Below are 23,082 nucleotides of genomic sequence, written 5' to 3' on the forward strand. Positions count from 1 at the left end.
TTTGGCGCGGGAGCAGAAGCCGCCTAGAAAAATATATAATATTGGTTATTTTTATTATTAAGTATTTTTAGTTATATTAGCATGTTAATGGTGGAATGCGGCTTTTGAGGCTCTTTTTTTTACGGCTGTTCTGTGTATACTGCCTTTTTGCCACATTCAGGCTTTGCTGGCAGATCGTTGAGGATTCTGTTTTTGGGATCTTTTTTTCTGTACCTCAGGCATCGTTGCGATGCCTTCAGACCTAACAAAGAGGCTGTTTTTCATGTTCACAATGCCCAAGAATTTGTCGCAGCCGCAGCTGAAACCCAATACGGAAGTTGTTCTGCAAAAGCGCTATCTGCGCAAGGATATGGCTGGCCGGCAAACAGAAACCCCGCGTGATCTGTTCTGGCGCGTGGCTGCCTCCATTGCCGCCGAAGAGACCAAGTACGCGCAGTCCACCTACAAGGGAGAGGATCTGGCGTGCGCTTTTTATGACCTCATGACCTCCTGGAAGTTTTTGCCCAATTCGCCCACGCTCATGAACGCGGGCACTGATCTGGGCCAGCTTTCTGCCTGTTTTGTGCTGCCGGTGGGCGATTCCATCGAAGAAATTTTTGACGCGGTCAAATACGCGGCCATGATCCACAAGTCGGGCGGCGGAACGGGCTTTTCCTTTTCGCGTCTGCGGCCCAAGGACAGCCGCGTGGGCTCCACCGGCGGCGTGGCCTCCGGCCCGGTGTCTTTTTTGCGCATTTTCAACACTGCCACAGAGCAGGTAAAGCAGGGCGGCACAAGGCGCGGGGCCAATATGGGCATTCTGCGCGTAGACCATCCCGATATCCTTGAATTTATCCGCGCCAAGGAAAAAGAAGGCGAGTTTAACAACTTCAATCTTTCCGTGGGCCTGACAGAAGTTTTCATGCGCGCCGTTGAAAACGACGAGCACTATGATCTTGTGGCCCCCAATTCTGGCGAAGTGATAAACCGCCTGCGGGCGCGCGAAATTTTTGAGATGCTGGTCAAGAAAGCCTGGCAGTCGGGCGATCCGGGCATTGTCTTTCTTGACCGCATCAACCGCGACAATCCCACCCCCGACCAGGGCGAGATAGAATCCACCAACCCTTGCGGCGAGCAGCCCCTGTTGCCCTATGAGGCCTGCAACCTGGGGTCCATCAACCTCTCATGTTTTTATATTGCCGGTCACAACGGTGGGGCCGACCCGGCACGCGATGGTATTGACTGGGCCGAACTCAAACGCGTGGTGCATCTGGCCGTGCGTTTTCTCGACAATGTCATCGACGCCTCGCGTTTTCCGCTGGACAGCATCACCGAAACCGTGCGCAAAAACCGCAAGATTGGTCTTGGCGTCATGGGTTTTGCCGATCTGCTCTATCAGCTTGAGGTGGCCTATGATTCGCAGCAGGGCATTGAGCTTGGCGAGCGCATCATGGCCTTTATTCAGGAAGAAGGGCACAAGGCCTCTGCCCAGTTGGCGGCAGAGCGCGGGGCCTTCCCGGCCTACGCCACCTCGGTCTATGCCAAAAAGAAACTTGGTCCCTACCGCAATGCCACGGTAACCACCATTGCGCCCACGGGTACGCTTTCCATCATTGCGGGGTGCTCATCGGGCGTGGAGCCCCTGTTTGCCCTGTGCTTTACCCGCAATATTCTTGACGGCGAGCGCCTCGTTGAGGTGAACCCGTACTTTGAGGCCGCTTTGGCCGAGGCCGGGCTGTTCAGCCACGAGCTTATGGATGCCGTGGTGGCCAAGGGTTCCATTCAGGAAATGGACTACCTGCCCGCCTCCCTGCGCAAGGTTTTTGTAACTGCCATGGACATTGCCCCGGTGTGGCATTTGCGCATGCAGGCTGCCTTTCAGCGGCATACCGACAATGCCGTGTCAAAAACGGTCAATCTCACCAACAGCGCAACAGAACAGGATATTTTTGATATTTACTGGCTGGCGTACAAGGAAGGCTGCAAGGGCGTTACCGTGTACCGCGACGGCTGCAAGAGTATTCAGGTGTTGGCCACGGGCGAAGGCCAAAAGAAAATGGACGGAGAAACCGGCGCGGCTTCCGCCACGGCATCCGGCCCGTCATCTGCGGCACAGGCTGGTGCGGGCGTGCGCAAGCGTCCCGACATGGTGTGGGGCTTTACGCAAAAGGTTCCCACCGGGCTTGGGGCCATGTACCTTACCGTCAACGAAGTGGACGGCAAACCCTTTGAGGTGTTTGCCACCATTGGCAAATCCGGGCGTTCCATCACGGCCAAGGCCGAAGCCATTGGCCGCCTGGTGTCGCTGGCCCTGCGCTCTGGCGTACACGTGCGCGATGTGGTTGCCCAGATCAAGGGCATCGGCGGCGAACACCCCGTATTTCGCGGCAAGGGCCTGCTGCTCTCCATTCCCGACGCCATCGCCTGGGTGCTGGAAAAGCGCTACCTCAAGGACGAGCACATCAGCGATGTCAACGATCTGCAAGCCCAGAACTGTCCGGAATGCGGCGAACCCCTTGTGTTTCAGGAAGGCTGCCTGATCTGCCCCGGCTGCGGTTTTTCACGCTGCGGCTAAGGGCTATGCCGACCGGCAGCGGGCTTGTGGCGGGGCAGACTTGCCCCTAAGCTGTCTGTGCCGCTGACTATTCCTGGTGGTGCAAGACAAGCAGCAGCTGCTTCAGTAATATCCTTGCGGGGAGGGGTGCTCTTTTGTACAAGAGATTCCTCCCCGCAGTATTTTTTTACCAGACGGTTCGCACATGAAATGGATTACGCATCAGGCCACTGCCGTGGCAGCAGCGCTGGCGCTGCATCTGCCCCTTGGCGGCGTTGCCGCCGCCTGCGCGGGGGCCGTGCTGCCCGATGTGCTTGATCAGCGCATGGCCGGGCTTGCACCCACCCGCAGGGGCCAGCAAAAGATATTCAATGCCATACACCGGGGAACCACGCACTGGTTCGGCTGGTGGCTGGCCGTATGCGTGGCGGCACTGGTGCTGCCGCCAGCCAGCCTTGGCACGCTGGGGCGCGATGCCCTGCTGGGCCTGGGGTTTGGCGGGCTAAGCCATGTGCTGCTGGATATGCTTACGCCTTCGGGCGTGCCGCTGACGCCCTTTTCTCGGCAGAACAAGATTTCGCTCAAGCTGTGCTCCACGGGCAGTTTGGGTGAGTACTGTTTTCTGGCCTGCGTGGTGGGCCTGACCGGGCTGTTCTATCACGATGACCTGTTGCGGCTCACGCACAAGCTGGCCCGCACGCACCTTTTTTAACCACGCGGCCTGCCGCCCTTGTGGCGGCTGCGCTCTGCCGCAGCAACCGGGCGGATGATGCTGGTCAAAATTCTTCTTACGCCCCTGCTTATCCTGCTTTGCCTGCTGGTGGCCCGCCGCTGGGGGGCTTTTGTGGGTGGGGTGATTGCAGGCCTGCCGCTCATTTCCGGCCCGGTTTCGTTCTTTCTTACACTGGAACAGGGCGCGGTTTTTTCTGCAGCTGCCTCGTTCAACACCCTGCTGGGCGTACTGGCCTGCACGGCAACGGCCCTCATCTATCCCTGGCTGGCAGCTTTGGGCCTGCCCTGGTATGTGGCCCTGCCCGTGGCCCTGTGCGGATTTTTTGGCGGCGGCTGGGGTGTGCTGCATCTGGGTATCACTGCACTGTGGGCGGTGATTTTGTCTTCACTCGCTCCGGCACTTGTGCTGGCCTGCCTGCCCACGGTTGTGGCCCCGGCCAGACGCGGCCACGCCATGTCGGCCTGGGTGCGCGTACCCGTGCAGATGGCCTGCGGGGCGGGGCTTGTTTTTGCAGTGACGGAAGCCGCCCACTGGCTTGGCCCCGGCTGGAGCGGAGTGCTCATGTTTTTTCCCGTCATGGTCTGTTCCATCGTGCCCTTTGCCCACGCAACACTGGGGGCAGCGGCGGTGGTGAGCATTTTTCGCGGCATCATGGCGGGCTGGTTTGGCTGCATAGCCTTTGCCGTGGTGGTGATGACAGGGGTTGAACATCTGCCCCTGTGGCTGTGTTACAGCCTTGCATCGGGCGCGGCTCTGCTGGCGGGAGCGGTGATTTCCCTGCTGGAGCGGCGCTTGCAGCAGTGGCAGGCCGCCCGGCAGGTCAGATAGTTTCGGGGGATTGGATCAGGCCGTGCCCCGTCTGCGGCGCAACCGTTGCAACACTGGCTCCAGCGTTTCGGGGGCGCACTTCCAGGCAATGGGCAGGAAGAGGGCCGCAAAGGCGCACCCCCCAAGCATCAGCACCACACAGGCCTTGAGAATGGGCGTCAGCGTCAAGGAACGCATGCAGACCTCTGAAATCCACCAGCCAGCAGCGGTGGCGGGCAGGCTGCAAAAGATCACCCGCAGGCCCAGCCCGGTCAGGCCAGCAAACGCCTCGCAGCCGTGGCGGCGAATCCATATGCCCACCAGCCACAACACGTAGAGGCTCACGCTCAGGCCCGAAAGGGCGGCGATGGCCCAAGCCCCGTGTGGCACAGCCCACCAGTAATAGATGGGTATGCACAGGGCAGTCATGACACTGCCGGTTACCGCCGGGGTAATGGTGTCGCCGTGCGCGTAATAGGCGCGTACCAGCACCATGTAGACAATCCAGAAGGGCGTGGCGGCCAGCATGATGCGCGTGAGCGGCAGGGTTGCCAGCGTGTCGGCAGGGCTGAAGCGCCCGCCCTGAAAAATGACACCAAGAATGGGCCAGCTGGTGGCCGCCATGCAGAAAGCACAGGGAATGATAAGCGCCACGCTGGCCCGCAGCGCCGTGCGCAGTGTGGCGTTGAAGCGCTCTGTTTCGCCCTGTGCCAGCAGCGACACCAAAAAAGGATATGAGGCCACGGCGGCGGCCTGGCCCACCAGCCCCACGGGAACCTGGGTTATACGCCGTGCGTAGTTGAGCAGGCTCACCGCGCCGTCACCGGCCAGACTGCCGAAAACCCGCAAAAATTGTTCGTCCAGCATCATGATGGTCTGCCCCAGCATGAGGGGCAGGGCCGTGAGCAAAAATTTGCCCATGAGCGGATGCCGCCAGACCATGCGCATGCGCAGACCCTGCTGCGCTGCCACCCGCAGGGGCAGCACAAACGTACCAAGGGCCGCGCCAAGGGTGACGCCCACGCAATAGCCGGTCATGCCGTCCATGTGAGCCAGCAGCCATGCGGGCAGGGCAGTTTGCGCCGCCTGTGTGGCTGCCAGCCAGGGCAGCAGCAGGCCCACGGCAATGATGGCCCCGTTGTAGATGAGCGGGGCCAGCGCCGGAACACGGAACTGACGCCGCATGAACAGCAGTGCCGTCACGCACGCCCCGCACAAAAAGAATATCTGGGCGGGCAGGATAATGCGCATGAAAAAGGCCAGTCGCAGCCATTGCTCCGGCGTAAAGCCGGGGGCCACCAGCCGCGCCAGCAATGGCGCACAGGCCATGCCGCCGATGGTCAGCAGGGTTGAGGCGGCAGTCATCCAGCAGAAAACGCACGAAAAAAATCCCCAGGCATCGGCCTCATCCTCCTGAAACCTGCGGGTCAGCAGGGGGATGATGGTGATGGACATAAAGCCGCCAGCCAGAAGATAATTGATGATATCGGGCACCACAAAGGCGGCAAAATACATGTCTGATTCGCCGCCCGCGCCAAACTGCCACGATATGATCTTGTCGCGCGCAAGGCCCATGAGGCGCGAGAGAATGGTGCTGGCCGCCAGTATGAGGGCGGCTGCCCCCATGCGTTGCCGGGCTGTGAGCAGCGCCATCAGCGGCCCCGCTTTTTGCCGGTACGACCGCCAGAGCCTTTGGAGCCAGAGCTTGTGCCGCCAGCCTTGCCGCCATACCCTGTTCCGCCGCCACGGCGGCTGGATTTGCCCTTGCCAGCGCCCTTGCCGCCCCCCTTGCCGGACTCGTCACCGGGCGAGGTGATCTTCCAGCCAGAACGTGAACCGCCAGCACTGCCGGCACGGCCCTGTTTTGCACCGCCCTTGTGGGCAGGCTTGCGGGAAGGTGCGCGGGAAGCTTTGCCTCGGCCGCGCCAGTTGCCCTGGGCCGCCTTGGGCAGTTCCAGCGGCATGAGGCGAATTTCAAGCCTGCCAAGGTTCACGTCGGCCAGGGCCACCTCAAGGCTCTGTCCCATACGCCACATGACGCCGGAGCGTTGGCCCACCAGGCTCATGGTGTGCGGGTCAAAGTCGTACCAGTCGTCGCCAAGGTCATCAATGCGGATCATTCCCTCCACGGGCATGTCGGCCAGCTCCACAAAGATACCAAAGTCGGTAACTCCGGCCACCATGCCCTTGAAGTGCTCGCCCACGCGGGGTAGCAGGGCAAGGCAGCCCATGCGGCGGTCCATCTCGCGTTCGCAGGCCATGGCCGCGCGTTCGCGCCGGTTGATCTGGTCGCCGATGCGCAGCAGCTTCTGCCCGGCGGGCAGCGCACCAACGCCAATGCCCAGGGCGGTTTTGAGTGCCCGGTGGGTCAGCAGGTCGGCATAGCGGCGTATGGGCGAGGTAAAGTGGCAGTATGCCTGCGAGGCAAGGCCAAAGTGCCCCTCGTTAAAGGGCTGGTAGCGCGCCTGGGGCATGGCCCGCAGGCAGAGGCGGTTGACCAGGAATTCCATGTCCGTACCCTGAACGCGGGCAAGTATGCCCTGCATTGCTGCGGCATCGGGGCGGGGGGGCAGGTCTTCCATGCCCACGCCTGCAAGGGTGTCAAAAAGGCTTTCGAGCCGTTCCGGGTCGGGCAGGGGGTGTACCCGGTACAAAAAGGGCATGCCCACATCGCGCAGATAGCGCGCCACGGCCTCGTTGGCCGCGATCATGAATTCTTCAATAAGCCTGTGGGCATCGTGGCGCATGCGGTGGCCCATCCAGACCACGCGCCCGGCTTCGTCCAGGCGGCTGTCTGCCTCGGGCAGATCAAAATCGAGGCTGCCGCGCTGGCGGCGGGCATCGCGCAGGGCCGCATACAGGGCAAAGGCCTTTTGCAGCATGCCGTACACTTCTTCACCACGCGGGTTTTCGCGCAGGGTGGCAAGGGCGGCGGCATCGTTGTCGAGCATGCAGGCCTTGACCTGATCGTAGGTCAGCCGCGCTGCGGAGCGCATGACTATCTGCGCAAAACGCGGCTTGCCGGGCTTGCCCTGTGCCGTGAAAGGAATTTCTGCCAGCATGGCCAGCCGGTCTACATCGGGGCGCAGGCTGCACAGGCCGTTGGAAAGTACCTCTGGCAGCATGGGCTCGACCGATTTGGGGAAATACCACGAATTGCCGCGCGCGAGGGCCTCGGCATCCAGAGCGCCCGTGCTGCCGCTGCCGCGAGGGCGCACATAGTGGCTCACATCGGCAATGGCCACACGCAGCAGCCAGCCGCCGCCGGGGAGGTCTTCGACCTGCACGGCATCGTCAAAATCGCGGGCATCGGCGCCGTCAATGGTCACCAGGGGCAGATGGCGCACGTCCTCGCGGTCGTGCGTGTCCTGTGCCGTGGGGCCCTCGGGCAGCTGCTGGGCTTCTGCCAGCACGCCAGCAGGGAAATCGCGCGGTACTTCGTGGTTGAGCTTTACAAGCTCCTCCTGCACGGCCACATCGTCCTCGCGCCCATAGTCGCCCACAATACGGGCTGACCACAAATCAGAGGCCAGCCGCTGCTGCGGGGCCAGCAAAACCAGCGTGCCGGGCTGGGGTGGCGTATCGCCCGCTGCCAGCTCCACGCTGAAATTCACGTTCAGCCGGGCATCTGCCGGGCGGCAAAACAGCGTATTGCCCGTGCGGTGCGCCGCGTGGGCGGGAATTTCGGCAAGGCCGCGTTCAACCACCTCGATAATCCGGCCTTCGGGCGAGGGGCCACGGGCCGCTCCGGGGCTGAGTGCCACGCGCACAATATCCTGATGCCAGGCCTCGCCGGTTTGCGCGGCGGGAATATACACATCGCGCGCGCCGGTGAATTCCAGTCTGCTGTCGCGGCTGTTTTCGCCATCGTTCACGGGGCGCATGGGCGTGACAAAGCCCCCGCCGTCGCGCAACGAGCTGAAGCGTCCCACAATGTGTTTGAGGGCCTCGGGGCGCGCCCACAGGCCGCCGCGCAGGCGCAGCAGACGGCCCTGATCGGCAAGCCCGGTCAGCATGGCCTCAAGGTCGCCCTTGGCCCGGCGGGCAAGGCCCATGATGCGCAAAATTCCGTCCACGCGCATGGGGCGCGACTGGGCCGCAAGGGCATCCAGCAGTTCATCGCGCGAGGGGAAACCGGGATTGTGGGGGGAAGAGCCGAACGCTCCGCGTTGGGATTTTTTCTTTTTCATAGGGTTCCGTAGGGCGAAAAAAGGGGGCAAAAGGCCTGGCCTTTCGCCCCCGATCGCTCAAATTTCAGGCTGCGTTGGCGCAGTACCGCATCACTCGCGGTTGCCGCCGAAGAGGCGCAGCAGCATGAGGAAAAGGTTGATGAAATCAAGGTACAGGGTCAGCGCACCAAGAATGGCACCACGGCGCACGGCGGTTCCGTCCTCAAGGGGGGCGTTTTCGCCAAACTGGCGCAGCTTCTGGGTGTCATAGGCGGTCAGGCCGGTAAAGATGAGCACGCCCAGGCAGCTGATGATAAAGTCCATCATGCTGCTCTTGAGGAAGATGTTCACCACCGAGGCAATGACAATGCCGATGAGGCCCATGAACAGAAAGCTGCCCATGGCCGTAAGGTCGCGCTTGGTCACGGTGCCGTAAACCGACATGGCCAGAAACGTGCCTGTGGTCACCAGAAAGGCGTTGGCAATGGACGCGATGGGGTAGACCACAAAAATGGACGAAAGCGTTGCGCCGGTTACTGCCGAATACAGCAGGAACAGGCCCGTGGCCATGCCGCCAGACATTTTGTGAACCGCCGCCGAAAGGGCGATGACAAGACCAAACTGGGCCACCAGCATAAGAACGAGCACGATCATGTTGCCAAAAATGGCAGCCTGCACGGCAGGCGAACTGGCAACTGCGTAGGCAACCACGGTGGTTACTGCAAGACCGGCTGTCATCCACTGGTACACCTGACGCATGTAAATGGAAGCGACGCTGCTGGCGGCGCTTTGAGCAACACTGCGGCTATACGACATCATATCCTCCGAAAAGTCATTGAAGGCGTTCAGCCCTTTTGGCGGCTGCGGCTCCGAGCCGCAGTGCCGTCTTCGGGCCTGAAGTTTGTCTTCTGCCTTTAAGTATAATAACGGCAGCGCCATTTAGCAAGGCCCGTAAGGGCAAAGTTCGGCTGCGATCATTTGTTGCGGCCACTTGCTGCGGCCATGGGCGGGCGGCGCAGCCCAGGCCGCCCTTGCTGCACAGCGGCCCCCGTGCTACCGTGCGCCCTGCCGGGGAACGCCCGGCACACCATACAGTGAGGAGTGCTTTATGAAATCATTTCGCATATTTTTTCGTGCGCTTACCGTGACTCTTTGCCTCGGAGCCGTGCTCGCTCTGGCCGGTCAGGCCCAGGCCTCCGATCCAGACCCCGCCGTAAAGCTCGAGACCAGCCTGGGCGACATTGTGGTGCGCCTTGATTCGCGCAAGGCCCCCATCAGTACGGCCAACTTTGTGCAGTATGTCAAATCCGGCTTCTATGACGGCACGGTTTTTCACCGCGTTATCAAAAACTTTATGATTCAGGGCGGCGGCATGACTGCCGATTTGAAGCAGAAGTCCACCCGCGCCTCCATCCGCAACGAAGCCGACAACGGCCTGAAGAACAAGAAGTACACCATTGCCATGGCCCGCACTGGCGAGCCTCACTCGGCCTCTTCGCAGTTCTTCATCAATACCAAGGACAACGACTTCCTCGACTTCAAGAGCCAGACCCCCCAGGGCTGGGGCTATGCCGTTTTTGGCAAGGTTATCAAGGGGCAGGAAGTGGTAGACAAGATCGCCGCCGTGCAGACCGGCAAAAAGGGCTACTACGACGACGTGCCCATGGAAACCGTGGTCATCAAGAAGGCCGTGATTGTGGAATAGAATTTGGTGACAAGGTAGCCTGCCCTCCAGGAATAATTGCGTGTCGCCTTGGTTTGCTGCCCTTCGTTTGTTTTTTAGGCCCTGTGAATATCACGGGGCCTTTATTTTTGTAGAAATATGTAGTTGTCTGTTTGGCGGACATCATAATCAACACCAGTGAGGGCGGCACTTTCGTATGCCAGGTTTTACGTGTGTGTAGTTTTAGGTCGATTCACCGAGCATCTCAGCGAGTGTTGTGGAAAGATTGCAATCTGTTCTCTTTGCATATGTCGAAGTGCGGTTAATATCTGTCAGTAATGGACGTTAGTTGTGATTTTTTTATGTGATGGGAAAGATGTCACATCGCAAGGAGAAGTATTATTGGGTGGGAGGAATATATTTTAATGCCATTTTTTAGTTGCAAAATGTATTTTTAGTGGGCTATCTTTGCAGGGACACAATTGTCATAAAAAATATTGCATTGTTGGGTAGATATTTTTTTGAGCTACTTTTGAGGGCTCCCATAATCGTTTTTAGAACATTTGTGATCGCTGGTGATAACTGTTTAGTGGGAAAATCTCTTATAAAAAATACACAGAAAAGGTGAAGTGGAAGGGATTGTATGGAAATTGGAATTTATATTGCGGCATCTATATGTGTATTGATGATAGTAGGCTGCGTGGTGTGGAAAAAAAGCAAGAAAGCTGCAATCGCTGAATCTGTTCACAGTGCGAACACTCAAGTCGAAAAATCGACTGTAACGGTGGAAGATAAAGAACAATGTGCAGTTCAATCTGTTCAGGTGTCTGATGACACAATTGTTGATAGTAGCTGTGAATTTGAAATTGTTGATGAAAATGGTAGATCTGTAATCAAAGCTACTGAACTTTCAGAAATGCCACAGAGAGCATACAATATAGTGTCTTCTGAAAGCGCTATCAATCGAGTACAGCACATGGCTGCGGATTTATTTAAAGGTTTTGTAGGCATCCCTAATAAAACTGTTTCAGTTATGTTTAAGCCGGAAATACAAAAAGGTTTATCGAACGGAACATACACATTGCTGCGGACAAATGGTGGGGAAAGTTTGTGTGATGCTATTGATTCTTCTGGAAAAATTGTTGGCAAAGGGCGCATGATCCAGGGCGGCAGAGCCAGCAAAATTGCAGCAGGAGCGTTCCAGCTGGTTAGCATTGCAGTGGCCCAATCTCATTTGAATGATATTGAGAAAAGTTTGACTGATATTAAAGCTTCTCTTACAGAAATTATTGAGCGTCAGGAAAATGAGGATAAATCCAAAATTACTGGAGCTTATGATTATCTTGCTGAAATTGCGATGTTTATGAAAGAGTTACGGTGCCCCGAGGAACTTTCGCAGCAAAAAAGGAATGTGATTGAATCGTTAATCAAAGATTCATATGCATGGCGTAATAAATTGGAAGAAGATGCACATTCGTTAATCAGGCAGATAGGCGAACTCAAGGATTTGGATACGTTTGGGACTGGATCCACCTACGAGCAGCTCAAAGTATTGATGGGTAAGTTTGAACCACTGCTCAAAAGGCGTAAACTCTTACTTAATTTCTGCACTGCAATAAATTTTGTTACAGCATACATTAATCCTTCTCATCTGGAATTTTCAAAAGCCAAACCCAACGAGGGTGAGTGGCAGAAGATTGTCAAAGAGTTTTCAGAGGTTACAAAGGTAAAAGTGTCGGTGCTTCTTTCTAAATCTGTTTGGAATTCCTCGGAAACCTTGGAATTGCGTAAAGACAAAATTCAATCGATTTCAGCTAATTGTGAAAGAGCCGCAAATGATTTGCAGCAGCTTTTTGCGAAGACTCAAAAAGAACTAGCAATGAGTTTAAACTCATTTATCTCACGTGATGGAAGTGTTCAGGTTGCCATGTCTTTCGATAGTTCTGGCCAGGTCGAACAATTCGCTATACTTTAAGCGAAGTTGGGGTGTCATGCCATTTGGTGAGGGGAAGGTAAGTTTTAGACCTGACAATTTGATAATCCATTTTTTGTGTGTGTGGGGCTGAGCCCCCCTTTTTTGTCCAGGCAGGCGATGTCATCAATCATTTTCCATGGCTTCAGTGGCAGTAACTATCGTGGCGTCGCTTATATCACGGCTCGTTTCGTACATGTTGCCCCAGGTCTTGAGCGATTCCATGATGGGCACAAGCGATGCCCCAAGCGGCGTGAGCGCGTAGTCCACCCGTGGGGGAACCGTGCCGTAAACCTTGCGGCTTACGAGGCCGTCGTCTTCCAGCTCGCGCAGTTGTCGTACCAGCATGCGCTCGCTGATTTCTGGCAGGGCGCGGCGCAACTGGCCAAAGCGAATGACCTCCTGCAACGAAAGAAAATAAATGACCAGCAGCTTCCACTTGCCGCCAATGAGCTGCAAGGTGAGCTCAAAGTGGCAGCGGTAATTGCCCTGAACGGGCGGGCAGTTGGGGATGTTTTCCATCGGGGTTCCTGTGTCTTTAATACTATACTTTTTGTTAGTACCAGCTACAGATGTTACAATATGATTTTTTTATCAGTACTTCAACTTTTGCAGATAAACGGTATCATGTGCGCAAAACTATCCATCAGGAGATGCGCATGAAGGTACTGGCCATAAACGGAAGCCCCAGAAAAAACGGCAACACGGCACTATTGCTGAATACGGCGCTTGAACCCCTTAAACAGGCGGGTTGGGAAACGGAACTTGTACAGCTTGGCGGCAAAAAAATTCAGGGCTGCCGGGGCTGTGGAAAATGTGCGGAGCTCAAAAATGGCCGCTGCGTTTTTGACAACGACCTACTCAACGAGCTTTTGCAAAAAATGCTGGCTGCGGATGCCATGATTCTGGGCACGCCCTGCTACTTCACAGACATGACGGCAGAGCTGAAGGCGCTGGTGGACCGCGCGGGCTATGTGGCCTATGTGAACGGTGGGCTGTTTCAGGGCAAGATTGGCGCGGCGGTGGTGGCCGCCGGCAGGGCAGGGGCCACCCACGCCTATGACAGCATCAACCACATGTTTTTGATGTCCAAGATGCTCGTGCCCGGTTCAACCTACTGGAACCTTGGCTACGGCCATGCGGAAGGATCGGTGCAGCAGGACAGCTTTGCGTTGGACAACATGCGTCAGCTTGGCCGCGCCATGGACTGGCTGGGCAAGGCGGTTGCACCGCACATGGCAAGCTACCCCGCCGAGTAAGCGGCTAAAAAAGGGATACGGCTGTGCGCCTGTTTGTGGGCCACGGTATGACAGGCTGTGAAAATCACAGCGAGAAGGGGAAAGAGGGTGGGCTGGGAGGCGGCCTACTTGCCAGCCAGGGCGGCAAAGCGGCGCACGGTCAGATGGCACACGGCCACGGCCAGCGCGTCCGATGTGTCCAGCGCCCAGTTGGCGTTTTTGACGTTGAGCAGGCGCTGCACCATAAAGGCCACCTGTTCTTTTTCTGCCCGGCCTGTCCCCACCAGGGATTTTTTGACAAGCGTGGGTTCATAATCGCTGATGGAAAGGCCGTGCGCCGCGCAGGCGGCCACGGCCACACCCCGCGCCTGCCCAAGCTTGAGGGCCGAAGCTGCGTTTTTGGCGGTAAAAACCTGCTCGATGGCGGCTTCTTCAGGATTGAGGCGGGCCAGAATGCCCGAAAGCTCGTGGTAGATGCGGGCGAGGCGGTCAGAAAATTCCTTTCCCGCCGAGGCAGTGCGCACCACGCCGCAATCCACCAGTTGCAGCACACCAGAAACTTCGCGCACCACACCCCAGCCGGTGCGTTGCGAGCCGGGGTCTATGCCGATGACCGTTACAGCCTGCATGGCACGCTAGAGCAGAAACGAGGTAACAATGTAGTCTGCCGCAAGAATCAGCACGCACGAGATAACCACGGCAGAGGTGGTGGCGTTGCCCACGGCCTCCGGCCCCACGCTGTCGCGCCGTTTGTTGGTGTAGTAGCCCTGACGGCAGCAGATGGTGGTGACCAGCAGGCCAAAAAGTATGGCCTTGATAAAGCCACCGTTCACGTCGGTTGCGGTAACGGAGCTGGTGATGCGGTAAAAGTACGCACCCTCGTTGATGCCCAGCATGAGCACGCCGGTAAGGTAGCCGCCGATGATGCCGATAACGTCAAATACGGCCGTGAGCAGCGGAAAGGCGATGAGTGAGGCCAGCAGGCGCGGGCTGACCAGATAGCCCATGGAATTGATGTCCATGACATCCAGCGCGTCGATCTGGTCGGTAATGCGCATGACGCCGATTTCTGCGGTCATGGAGGAACCGGCGCGGCCCGTAAGCATGATGGCCGTAAGCACCGGCCCAAGCTCGCGGATAAGAGTCAGCGAAACCGCCGAGCCCAGCATACCCACCGAGCCGAATTTCACCAGGGTGTAGTAGCCCTGAAGACCAAGCACCATGCCGCAGAACACGCCGATCAACATGATGAGAAACAGCGATTTTGATCCGATAACGTAGAGCTGCTGCATCGTGCGCGGAAAAATCTTGGCGCTGGCAAATATCTGCGCCAGCCCGCTGAACATGAACAGGGCAGTGCCGCCCAGAGCGTCTATGCCGTGCAGGCAGGGGCTGCCTAGCTTGCGCAAAAAATTGCCAAAGGATTCTGTTACGGTCATGCTGTGCCTCAACGCCCGGCTTTTTGCGGTTTGGTGGAAACCGGCTTTTGCGAAACCATGATTGGCACGCCAAGCTTCATGTGGCGCAGGTCTTCACGCAGGTTGAAGGCATCGTCTTCCGTGCCGCGCAGATTCACCATAACCAGAACAAGCTTGCCGTTTTTCTGGGTGCGCGTGTGCAGGCCCTTGCCTTCAAGGCGGGTGCGCAGCTTGTCGGCGTCTTCGTCTGATTTGAAAGCCGCCACCTGATACACATAGTCAAACTGCGGGCCGGTTTTGGCCGGGGCTGGCTTGGCGGCCTGTGCTGTGCCAGCCTGTGCGCCCGGTTGAGCGCCCTGCTGGTTGGCCCCAGGTTTGATGCCCCAGGCAGCCATGCCGTTGGCCGAAGGCTGGGAAAAAGGGTAGGCCGGAGCCTGCTGCTGGCCCGGCTGCGGCTGTGCGGCAGCTTTTTGCCCCTTGGCATCGGCGGGCTTGCCGGGCTGCGCAGGTGCGGCAGCAGCGGGGGCGGCGTTATCCGCACCGGGGGCGGCGGTTTGCCCCTCGGCATTTTCCGCCACGGCAGGCGCATCGGGCGCGGGCGCTTCTGGCTGCGCGGCCTTGCCCTTGGGCGCGGCCGTGTCTTTGGAAATCATGCTGGTCATCTGTTCCACGCGGGTTTCAGGGTTTTGTCCGCGTCCGACCATAAAGCCCATAAAAAACGACCAGCCCACCGCCACCGCCAGAATTGTTCCCAGCAGAGCGGCCATTGGCCCCGAAAGGCGGATTACAAAGCGGCGTTTCTCGCCCGCAGGCGGGGAAACGACAGACTTGCGGGGTTTGCGTAAGGGGGCGGCCATTCTGTATCCTCCGTCGTGGGCCACAGGCCTTTGTATTCTGCCTGCGCAAGGCGCACTCTGTAAAGGTGGCGGGTGTCCGCGCCCTGGCAAAATGCGCCTTGCGGCAGATAAAAAGCCTTGATGGGCTCACGCCGAGTGTTCGACGTTTGTGCAGTCAGCGGGGCATACCCGCTGAAGCCGGTTGCTGGCAGTGCTGGGCTGCCTACATGCTTTCGGGGGCGCTTACGCCAAGCACGTCCAGACCGTTGCGCAGCACCTGACCGATGGAACGCAAAAGGGCAAGGCGGGCCAGGGTGCGCGGCGCGTCGTCGGCCAGCAACACCTGGTGCTTTGCGTAGTAGCTGTGCAGCTGCCCGGCCAGTTCCGTAAGATAGGTGCTCACATGGTGTACGGCGAGCGACTTGGCGGCAGAGGCCAGCATGTCTTCAAACGTGGCGGCCTTGCGCAGCAGGGCCATGTCTTCGGGCGTGTCGAGCCCGTGCAGCAGATCGGCATCGGCCCTGGCAGGCAGCACAAAACCGCGTTCCTCGGCCCTGCGCAGCACGGCGCAGATGCGCGCGTGGGCGTACTGCACATAGTACACGGGGTTGTCGAGGCTGCGCTGCTTGGCAAGCTCAAGGTCAAAGTCGAGGGGGCTGTCGCTCTTGCGCGAAAGAAACATGAAACGCGCCGCGTCAACGCCCACTTCCTTGATAACGTCGGCCAGGGTTTCAAACGTGCCCGCGCGGGTGGACATGCTTACGGGCTGACCCTCGCGCAGCAGATTGACCAGCTGGATGAGCACCACGTCAAAGCTGTCCTGCGTTTTGCCCATGGCCGTTATGGCCGCACGCATGCGCGGAATGTAGCCGTGGTGGTCGGCTCCCCAGATGTCGATGAGCCAGTCGTAGCCACGCTGGAACTTGTCGTGGTGGTAGGCGATGTCTGAGGCAAAGTAGGTCAGGCTGCCGTCCGACTTGCGCAGCACGCGGTTTTTGTCGTCGCCCAGATTTTCGGTGGCAAACCAGTAGGCATTGTCTTTTTTATAGGTATGCCCCGCGTCATCAAGAGCCTTGAAGGCAGAGGCCACGGCCCCGCCTTCCACCAGGGTTTTTTCAGAAAACCAGCGCTGGTGCTCCACACGAAATTCGTTGAGGTCATCCTTGATGCCGTTGAGAATGTCGTTCATGGCCTTGTCGTAGCACACGTCCTGACCCTGGGCGTCGGGCATCTGCACAAGGGCGGGGTTGGCATCGAGCATTTCGCGGGCGATGTCGATGATGTAGTCGCCCTTGTAGTAGTCTTCGGGCCAGGTGACGGGCATTCCGGCCAGTTCCTTGGCGCGCAGCCACACAGAAAGGCCCAGCAGGCGCATCTGGCGACCGGCATCGTTGATATAGTATTCGGTGTTTACGTCGTAGCCAGCCACGCGCAGCAGGCGGGCAAGGCTGTCGCCCACGGCAGCGCCGCGCCCGTGGCCCACATGCAGGGGGCCGGTGGGGTTGGCCGAAACGTATTCAACCAGCACCTTTTTGCCAGCGCCGCCCGTGCTCTTGCCGTAGTCGGCGGCGGCGGATTCAATGTCCACCACCGTGTTGCGCCAAAAATCCTGCGTGAAGGTCACGTTGCAAAAACCGGGGCCAGCGGCCTCGGCATGGGCCACATCGGGGCAACGCTCCACAAGCTTCTGGGCAAATTTTTGCGCCAGTTCGCGGGGGTTGGCCTTGGCCTCCTTGGCCAGCAGCATGGCAGAGTTCACAGAAAGATCGCCGTGCTTGGGGTCGCGGGGCGGCTCGATGACGGTTTTGACGGGCCAGGCAAGGCCTTCTTCTTCAATAATGCCCTTCAGGGCCGTGCGCAGGGTGTCGATGGCGCGCATAGTGCTGGTGTCCTTTTATGCAACGGTTGCGGCAATATGCCTGTGGTGGCCGGGGCAAAGCCGCCGGAAACCCCGTTTCGGGTTCATGCGCCGCCTGTTGGCGGCCAGTGCCGCCCAGGGCGCATGAAGAAAAATGTTGTATGAAAAATGTGGGAGAAAGCCGCAACCACTGCGGCTGCCTCCCCAAATGTTCTGCCAGGAATGTATATGCCCGATGCTATCCCGCAAAGGCCGCAGCGGTTTCGGCATTGTTGACCAGCTCGATGGCGAGGTCTTCTGCCGTTGCCGTGCCCGCAAGACACGGAGCCACCATCTTGCCAAGCACGGCCTTGGGGCCCAGTTCAAGCCAGCGGCGCGCGCCGTCGGCATACTGGTTGCGCACGGTGTCTATCCACTGCACGGATGAAGTCATCTGCACAAGCAGGCTCTCACGCGCGCTTTCGCCGTCGGTCACGGCCTTGCCGTGGGCGTTGCAGTAAACGGGAAATTTGGGTTTGCTCCACACTGCCTTGCGCAGCAGGGGGGCAAGCTCCTTGTTGGCCTCGGCCATCATGGGGCTGTGAAACGCACCGCTGACCTTGAGCTCAAGGCCACGGCCCTTGCGTTCCTTGGCCTTCTGGCAGGCCAGGGCCACGGCGGCCTTTGTGCCGCTGATAACGAGCTGGCCGGGGGTGTTGTAGTTGGCCACCAGCAACAGCTCGCCGCACTGGGCAATGGTTTCGGCCACAATTTCCTCAATGGCGGTCTGGTCGAGCTTGAGCAGGGCGGCCATGCCCCCCTTGCCTTGGGGGTCGGCCTCGGCCATGAGGCGGCCACGCAGGGCGGTGAGCTCGAGGGCGCATTCGGCAGAAATCACGCCAGCGGCGGCCATGGCACTGAACTCGCCAAGGCTGTGCCCGGCGGCTCCGCACACGGCGGCGCGCGCGGCAACGGCGCTCCAGAGGTTCAGGTTCACCACGGTAAGGGCGGGTTGCAGGGCGCGGGTGTCGCTCATGGCGGCATCGTCGCCTTCCCAGTAAATTTCGCGCAGGGGCAGGCCGCTGATGCGCTCGGCCTGCTTCCACAGATTCATGGCATCAGAAGAGGCCTCGGCCAGATCGCGGCCCATGCCCGACTCTTGCGAGCCCTGGCCGGGAAAGAGCAGAACGGCTTGTGTCATGACGGGGGTTATCCTCCAGTGGCGCACATCGGTGCGCATTGGCGTGGCCGGTAACGGCCTTGTATGTAGTGGGATGAGCGCGCGCAAACGCGCAAGCCCTCTTTTTTACGTTATCGGCGCGGGGCTTGCAAGTCCCGGTCTGCGGGGATATGAGAGTGAACCCGGCAAATACGCCGGAAAAGCCCGCAGAGGGCGCACAAGATCAGGATAATGAACATGCAGCGACAATCGGTGGACAGAAAGGAACTGGCCCGTCTGGTGGCGGCCACTGGCGCGGAAGTGCCGCAGACGGTACTGGAACCCCTTGCGGAATATCTTGAAATGCTCTGCCAGTGGAACAAGGCCATGAATCTGGTTGGCCCACACACCTGGAAGGATATGCTGGCACGGCTGGTGGTGGACAGTTTTTATCTGGCCGCCTTTTTGGACAAACTTGATCTGCCCCAAGCTCCCCTGTGCTGGGATCTGGGCGCGGGAGCAGGACTGCCGGGTATTCCCCTGCGCATGGTGTGGACGCGCGGCGCCTATTACATGGTAGAAGTGCGCGAAAAGCGCGCCCTGTTCATCTCAAGCGTGCTTTCGCGCTTGCAGCTGCATTCCACGCATATTTTTCGGGGACCCGTGGAACATTTTTTTCAGGGGCAGTATTACCAGGCCGACTGCATTCTGAGCCGCGCCTTTATGCCGTGGCGGCAGCTGCTTGAGCTTGCCGGGCCTCGGCTGCACGCCAACGGTGTGCTGGTGATTCTGGCCCTGGAGCCCGCACCGCGTGATCTGCCCGCCCCCTGGCGTCTGGTTGCCCAGCACAGCTATGTGGCGGCTGGCAATGGCCGCTGGTTCTGGGCGCTTGCCCCCAGTGCGGAAAGCGAACGCGTGACCTACGATGCGGCAACGCACAAGGCCGGATAGCGCAGCCTGCCGCGCCCGGAGCATCGGGCGTAAAGCCCTACGGAGAAAGCCATGCACCCCGCAGAAAATGCCCCAGAAAACGCCCTGAATCCGGCCGCAGCCAGTACCACAGCAGACGGAGACGCCCCCCGCGTCGAGCAATCTGCCACGGCTGGCGGCAAGCTGCTGCCCACCGCAGGCAAGGGCCTGCACCAGGGCGGCCGTTCGCTGCCTTCTGGCCGTTACTGGGCCCGTGGTCTGTTCTGGGGGGCGCTGACCCTGGCCCTGGCCTTTGGTCTGCGCATGCTCGAATGGCCCTGCTGGCAGAATCCGGAATACCGACTTGGCAACGAATGGCTTCTGGCTACCCACGATGCCTATACCTGGGTGGCCGGGGCGGAAGATTTTGGCCTTGCCGTGGGGCATCCCATGGCGGTGATGCTCAAGTTCATGGCAGACATGGCGGGAACCACACCGGCGGCTGTGGCATTTTGGTTTCCCGCCCTGCTGGCAAGCTTTGTGGCTGTTATCGCCTTTGCCTGGGTATGGGCGCTGGGCAGCATTGAGGCGGGTGTTGCCGCCGGTATTCTCACCTCCATTGCGCCGGGTTTTCTGGCCCGCACCCTGCTGGGTTTTTACGATACCGACCTTGTCACCCTGTTTTTTCCCCTGCTCATGACCCTGGCCCCGGCCAGTTGGGCCATGCGCTACATGCTGCTGCCGGGCATGGTGCTGCGCCGTCTTTCCATGTCTTCTGGCATGATGAGCCTGCGCCGCCTTTTTTTGCGCAATCAGCCGCAGGGCCACTGGACGCCAAGTTTCAAGCAGACCGACCATATGGGTAATCCCCTGCGGTGGCAGTGGGTTGTGCTGCTGGGCTGTTCTGGCGTCATATCGTGGTGGACGCAGGAATGGCATTCGGTTTTTCCCTATCTGATACGCTACAACGTGGGCCTGCTGGCCTTTATGAGCATGGTTATGGCTCCGCGTGGGCGGCGGGGGCTGCTGCTTTTGGGCAGTATGGCCTACGCCCTGCCCACCCTGGCCGGGCCGTGGGGCTTCAGCTTCAGCCTGCTGTTGCTGGCAGCGGGCACAAAAACCGGCTACCGGCTGCGGCGGCTGCTGTGCAAACCCTGGCTGCTGGCCCTGTTGCTGGCGGGCTTGGGCTACCTGATGCTGCAAGGCGAAATTCTCACGTCCATTGTCAACCACATCAATGCCTATGTGAAGCATACCGGCGATGTGAAAAGCACGGGCGGCGGGCTTTCGCTGGAATATCCCTCGGTGGCGCAGTCCATCATCGAGGTGCAGGATCTGGGCTTTGCCGAGATTTTTCCCTATTTTCATCCGTGGATGGAAGCCGCCGCGCTTGGCCTGCTGGGCTTTGCCCTGGTGGCTCTGCGCCGTCCGGGGGCGCTTTTTTTGCTGCCGCTGGCCGCGCTGGGCATACTGAGTGTGAAGATGGGGGGGCGCATGGTCATGTTTGGCGCGCCCATCATGGCCATTGGGCTTACCCTGCCATTTTACTGGCTGTTGCAGCGCCTGCTGCGCGCTGATCTGCGCGGTGCGGTGGCGGGCATTTTGACCAGCGGCCTTTTGCTGGCCCTGCTGGTAGCGCCCTTTGCCGACATGATTCCCGCCATGTCGCAGGGGCCCATTATCAACCGGCGGCATGCCGAGGCCCTTTCGCGCGCCAAGGCCATGACCCCGCCCGATGCCATGCTGTGGCTGTGGTGGGACTGGGGCTACTCGGCCAACCATTTCGCCCAACGCCAGACCATTGCCGACGGGGCGCAGCACGCGGGGCCCTCGCTGTATCTGCCTGCGGCGGTCTTTGCCACGGACAACCCGCGCTTTGCCCGCCAGATTATCCGCTATACGGCGCAGTGCGGCAACGAACCGGGCAATGTTTTTGAAGGGCTTGACGGGCAGGGGGCGCAGGACCTCATGGACAAGCTGCGTTCGCCCGAAACGCCGCTCATTGAGGCCAAGGGCAAGCTGTACGTGGTTGCAAGTTTTGAAATGCTGCGGCTGGGCTTTTGGATAAGCAATTTTGGCAACTGGAATTTTGTCACACGGTCGGGCGAGGGCGGGGCGCTTTCCATCGTGCCGCAGGCCCTTGCCTACAAGCTGGATACGGGCGAGGTGCGGCTTGAGGGCAACAGCAGCGCCATCTATGCGTCGTCCATCAGTGTTTTTGAAGAAACGGGCGTGACGCGCCGCAATTATATTCAGGACTGGTTTGACGCGCACCCCAGGGCCACGCCCGAAGAACAGCACGAATTCCTTTCAAAGCGCCGCAACATCAACTTTCTTTTCAACCGGGTAACGGACGAAAAACTTGCCATTGATGCTGGCCTGTACAATTCGCTGATGGTGCAGCTCTTGGTGGGCGATCCGCAGGATCCGCGCATCTCGCCCTACTTCAAGCTGGTCTACGACAACGTGTTTGCAAGAATTTACGAGGTCTTGTAGGCCTCTGCGGTTTTTTGGGGGGGCGCAGCTTGTGCTGGCCCTAATGATGATAGGGCACCTTGCGCAAAATGCATTCTGCCCGGTAGAGCTGTTCTAGCAGCACAACGCGGGCAAGCTCGTGCGGCAGGGTCATGTGCGAAAGGCTGATGCAGTGGCTGGCCCGCTGGCGCACGGCTTCGTCCAGCCCCCACGCCCCGCCTATGACAAAGCAGGCCCTGCCCCTGGCATCGTGGTCCATCTGGCGCAACAGGTCGGCCAGCTGGGGCGAGGTAAGGTGCTGGCCGCGCTCGTCGAGCACCAGGGCGATATCCTGCGGGTCAAGGGCCTCGATGATGCGGCGGCCTTCAAGGGCGTTGCGCTGGTCTTGCGGCAGGGCGGAATCGCCGTCGCGTACTTCGGTTATGTCCAGCTTGCGCCAGCGGGTGATGCGCGTGGTGTAGTGGGCTGCGGCATCCTTCCAGAAAGGCGTTTTCAGCTTGCCCACACTTATGTATTTCAAAGGTTTGCCAGTCATGTCTTCTCGTCTTGTGTTAAACAGGGATGCGGGCGCGCAGGGTGCGCCGGTTGCGGCCAGCGGCGCAGAGGCTTCTGTCGGTATGGACTTGGCCCAGGCTGCCAGTTTTTTGCGCGGCGGCGGGGCTGTGGTGTTTCCTACCGAAACCTTCTACGGGGTGGGGTGTCTCGCGGCCCATGCCCAGGCTGTGGCAAGGGTGTACCAGCTCAAGCGCCGTCCCGTCCACAAACCCTTGCCCCTGCTGGCGGCACACGCGGCCCAGGTGGACGAGGTTGCAGAGCTTGCGGCCATGCCCAGGGGGCTTGCGGCCTTTTGGCCCGGCCCGCTCACAGTGCTGCTGCCAGCCCGCGCCTGTTTGCCGCAGGCTCTTGTGAACGACCAAGGCCTTGTGGCCGTGCGCGTTACGCCGCATCCGCTGGCGGCCCAACTGGCCGTGGAGGCTGGCGGGGCGCTTACGGCCAGCAGCGCCAACCTCAGCGGCGGCGAGGCCGTGCGCACGCCGCAACAGCTTGACCCGGCTCTGCTCACCGCCCTGCAAGACATGGCGCGGCAGATACTGCCCTCTGTCTGCGGCAACGATCACATGAAAAATCAGCAGGATATGCCGCCCGTGCTGCTTGGCGGGCCATTGCCTGCCGGGGGGCTGCCGTCAACCGTGGTCGAACCCCTGCGCGGGGCGGCTGGGGCATCAGAACGGCTGCGCGTGGTGCGGGCCGGGGCTGTCAGCGTGGCAGAGCTTGTGGCGGCGGGCTTTACAGTTGAATAAAGCGTGACCCCCGCCGGGGTTTTGCCCCCCCG

At 59.6% G+C, this 23,082-nt stretch carries 19 protein-coding genes; 9 read left to right on the plus strand and 10 right to left on the minus strand.

The features are described 5' to 3' along the window. Window positions 1–262 precede the first annotated feature (262 nt). The 3 genes from ACE3NW_RS08785 to ACE3NW_RS08795 all read left to right on the plus strand — a co-directional run bounded on the left by ACE3NW_RS08785 (window position 263) and on the right by ACE3NW_RS08795 (window position 4,094). Window positions 263–2,554: a vitamin B12-dependent ribonucleotide reductase gene (locus ACE3NW_RS08785; RefSeq protein WP_374282479.1), complete on the plus strand. Its 2,292-nt coding sequence runs from the start codon at window positions 263–265 to the stop codon at window positions 2,552–2,554. Between the two features lie 184 nt (window positions 2,555–2,738). Continuing rightward, entirely contained in the window at window positions 2,739–3,245 is a 507-nt protein-coding gene (locus ACE3NW_RS08790) for a metal-dependent hydrolase (RefSeq protein ID WP_374282482.1), read from the plus strand. 54 nt (window positions 3,246–3,299) lie between these two features. Beyond that, window positions 3,300–4,094, plus strand: coding sequence for a hypothetical protein (locus ACE3NW_RS08795; protein ID WP_374282484.1), 795 nt, complete (start codon window positions 3,300–3,302; stop codon window positions 4,092–4,094). A gap of 15 nt (window positions 4,095–4,109) precedes the next feature. Here the strand turns inward: ACE3NW_RS08795 and murJ are convergent, their stop codons facing one another. From murJ to ACE3NW_RS08810, 3 genes are all read right to left on the minus strand, one after another. Next, window positions 4,110–5,726, minus strand: a complete 1,617-nt coding sequence (murJ, locus tag ACE3NW_RS08800; protein WP_374282486.1) for a murein biosynthesis integral membrane protein MurJ — start codon at window positions 5,724–5,726, stop codon at window positions 4,110–4,112. Continuing rightward, complete coding sequence (locus ACE3NW_RS08805) at window positions 5,726–8,263, minus strand: ribonuclease R family protein (protein ID WP_374282488.1); 2,538 nt, start codon at window positions 8,261–8,263, stop codon at window positions 5,726–5,728. The genes murJ and ACE3NW_RS08805 overlap by 1 nt, the downstream gene beginning before the upstream one ends. A 90-nt stretch (window positions 8,264–8,353) precedes the next feature. Beyond that, the gene (locus ACE3NW_RS08810; RefSeq protein ID WP_374282491.1) at window positions 8,354–9,061 is read right to left on the minus strand and encodes a Bax inhibitor-1/YccA family protein; all 708 of its coding nucleotides are present in this window, start codon (window positions 9,059–9,061) and stop codon (window positions 8,354–8,356) included. A gap of 289 nt (window positions 9,062–9,350) precedes the next feature. Between ACE3NW_RS08810 and ACE3NW_RS08815 the strand changes: the two genes are divergently transcribed. Together ACE3NW_RS08815 and ACE3NW_RS08820 are read left to right on the plus strand one after the other, a co-directional pair. Continuing rightward, window positions 9,351–9,947 carry a peptidylprolyl isomerase gene (locus ACE3NW_RS08815; protein WP_374282493.1) on the plus strand — a complete coding sequence of 199 codons (597 nt, stop codon included), beginning with the start codon at window positions 9,351–9,353 and terminating at the stop codon, window positions 9,945–9,947. A gap of 601 nt (window positions 9,948–10,548) precedes the next feature. Then, window positions 10,549–11,880 carry a hypothetical protein gene (locus ACE3NW_RS08820; protein WP_374282495.1) on the plus strand — a complete coding sequence of 444 codons (1,332 nt, stop codon included), beginning with the start codon at window positions 10,549–10,551 and terminating at the stop codon, window positions 11,878–11,880. A gap of 123 nt (window positions 11,881–12,003) precedes the next feature. Here ACE3NW_RS08820 and ACE3NW_RS08825 read toward each other — a convergent pair whose 3' ends face one another. After that, window positions 12,004–12,399 (minus strand): winged helix-turn-helix transcriptional regulator, encoded by a 396-nt coding sequence (locus tag ACE3NW_RS08825; protein ID WP_374282497.1) that lies wholly within the window; start codon window positions 12,397–12,399, stop codon window positions 12,004–12,006. 137 nt (window positions 12,400–12,536) lie between these two features. On the opposite strand from ACE3NW_RS08825, the gene ACE3NW_RS08830 reads away from it, so the two are divergent. Then, window positions 12,537–13,136 (plus strand): flavodoxin family protein, encoded by a 600-nt coding sequence (locus ACE3NW_RS08830; RefSeq protein WP_374282499.1) that lies wholly within the window; start codon window positions 12,537–12,539, stop codon window positions 13,134–13,136. Between the two features lie 104 nt (window positions 13,137–13,240). Here ACE3NW_RS08830 and ruvC read toward each other — a convergent pair whose 3' ends face one another. The 5 genes from ruvC to ACE3NW_RS08855 all read right to left on the minus strand — a co-directional run bounded on the left by ruvC (window position 13,241) and on the right by ACE3NW_RS08855 (window position 18,407). Then, window positions 13,241–13,744, minus strand: a complete 504-nt coding sequence (gene ruvC / locus ACE3NW_RS08835; RefSeq protein WP_374282501.1) for a crossover junction endodeoxyribonuclease RuvC — start codon at window positions 13,742–13,744, stop codon at window positions 13,241–13,243. A 6-nt stretch (window positions 13,745–13,750) separates the two neighbouring features. Beyond that, window positions 13,751–14,554 carry an MlaE family ABC transporter permease gene (locus tag ACE3NW_RS08840; RefSeq protein ID WP_374282503.1) on the minus strand — a complete coding sequence of 268 codons (804 nt, stop codon included), beginning with the start codon at window positions 14,552–14,554 and terminating at the stop codon, window positions 13,751–13,753. Between the two features lie 8 nt (window positions 14,555–14,562). Then, window positions 14,563–15,390 carry an SPOR domain-containing protein gene (locus ACE3NW_RS08845; RefSeq protein WP_374282505.1) on the minus strand — a complete coding sequence of 276 codons (828 nt, stop codon included), beginning with the start codon at window positions 15,388–15,390 and terminating at the stop codon, window positions 14,563–14,565. Between the two features lie 202 nt (window positions 15,391–15,592). Next, complete coding sequence (gene argS, locus ACE3NW_RS08850; RefSeq protein WP_374282507.1) at window positions 15,593–17,248, minus strand: arginine--tRNA ligase; 1,656 nt, start codon at window positions 17,246–17,248, stop codon at window positions 15,593–15,595. Between the two features lie 217 nt (window positions 17,249–17,465). Beyond that, complete coding sequence (locus tag ACE3NW_RS08855; protein WP_374282509.1) at window positions 17,466–18,407, minus strand: ACP S-malonyltransferase; 942 nt, start codon at window positions 18,405–18,407, stop codon at window positions 17,466–17,468. A gap of 216 nt (window positions 18,408–18,623) precedes the next feature. Between ACE3NW_RS08855 and ACE3NW_RS08860 the strand changes: the two genes are divergently transcribed. Next, window positions 18,624–19,316 (plus strand): 16S rRNA (guanine(527)-N(7))-methyltransferase RsmG, encoded by a 693-nt coding sequence (locus ACE3NW_RS08860; RefSeq protein ID WP_374282511.1) that lies wholly within the window; start codon window positions 18,624–18,626, stop codon window positions 19,314–19,316. A 51-nt stretch (window positions 19,317–19,367) separates the two neighbouring features. Further along, entirely contained in the window at window positions 19,368–21,770 is a 2,403-nt protein-coding gene (locus tag ACE3NW_RS08865; protein WP_374282513.1) for an STT3 domain-containing protein, read from the plus strand. 40 nt (window positions 21,771–21,810) lie between these two features. On the opposite strand, the gene ACE3NW_RS08870 is transcribed toward ACE3NW_RS08865, so the two are convergent. Beyond that, complete coding sequence (locus ACE3NW_RS08870) at window positions 21,811–22,284, minus strand: 23S rRNA (pseudouridine(1915)-N(3))-methyltransferase RlmH (protein ID WP_374282515.1); 474 nt, start codon at window positions 22,282–22,284, stop codon at window positions 21,811–21,813. Between ACE3NW_RS08870 and ACE3NW_RS08875 the strand changes: the two genes are divergently transcribed. Further along, window positions 22,283–23,050: an L-threonylcarbamoyladenylate synthase gene (locus tag ACE3NW_RS08875; RefSeq protein ID WP_374282518.1), complete on the plus strand. Its 768-nt coding sequence runs from the start codon at window positions 22,283–22,285 to the stop codon at window positions 23,048–23,050. The two genes, ACE3NW_RS08870 and ACE3NW_RS08875, sit on opposite strands and share 2 nt — an antisense overlap. Window positions 23,051–23,082: the final 32 nt, after the last annotated feature.

Source organism: Desulfovibrio sp. (assembly GCF_041907885.1).
In the GTDB taxonomy this organism is placed as follows: domain Bacteria; phylum Desulfobacterota; class Desulfovibrionia; order Desulfovibrionales; family Desulfovibrionaceae; genus Desulfovibrio.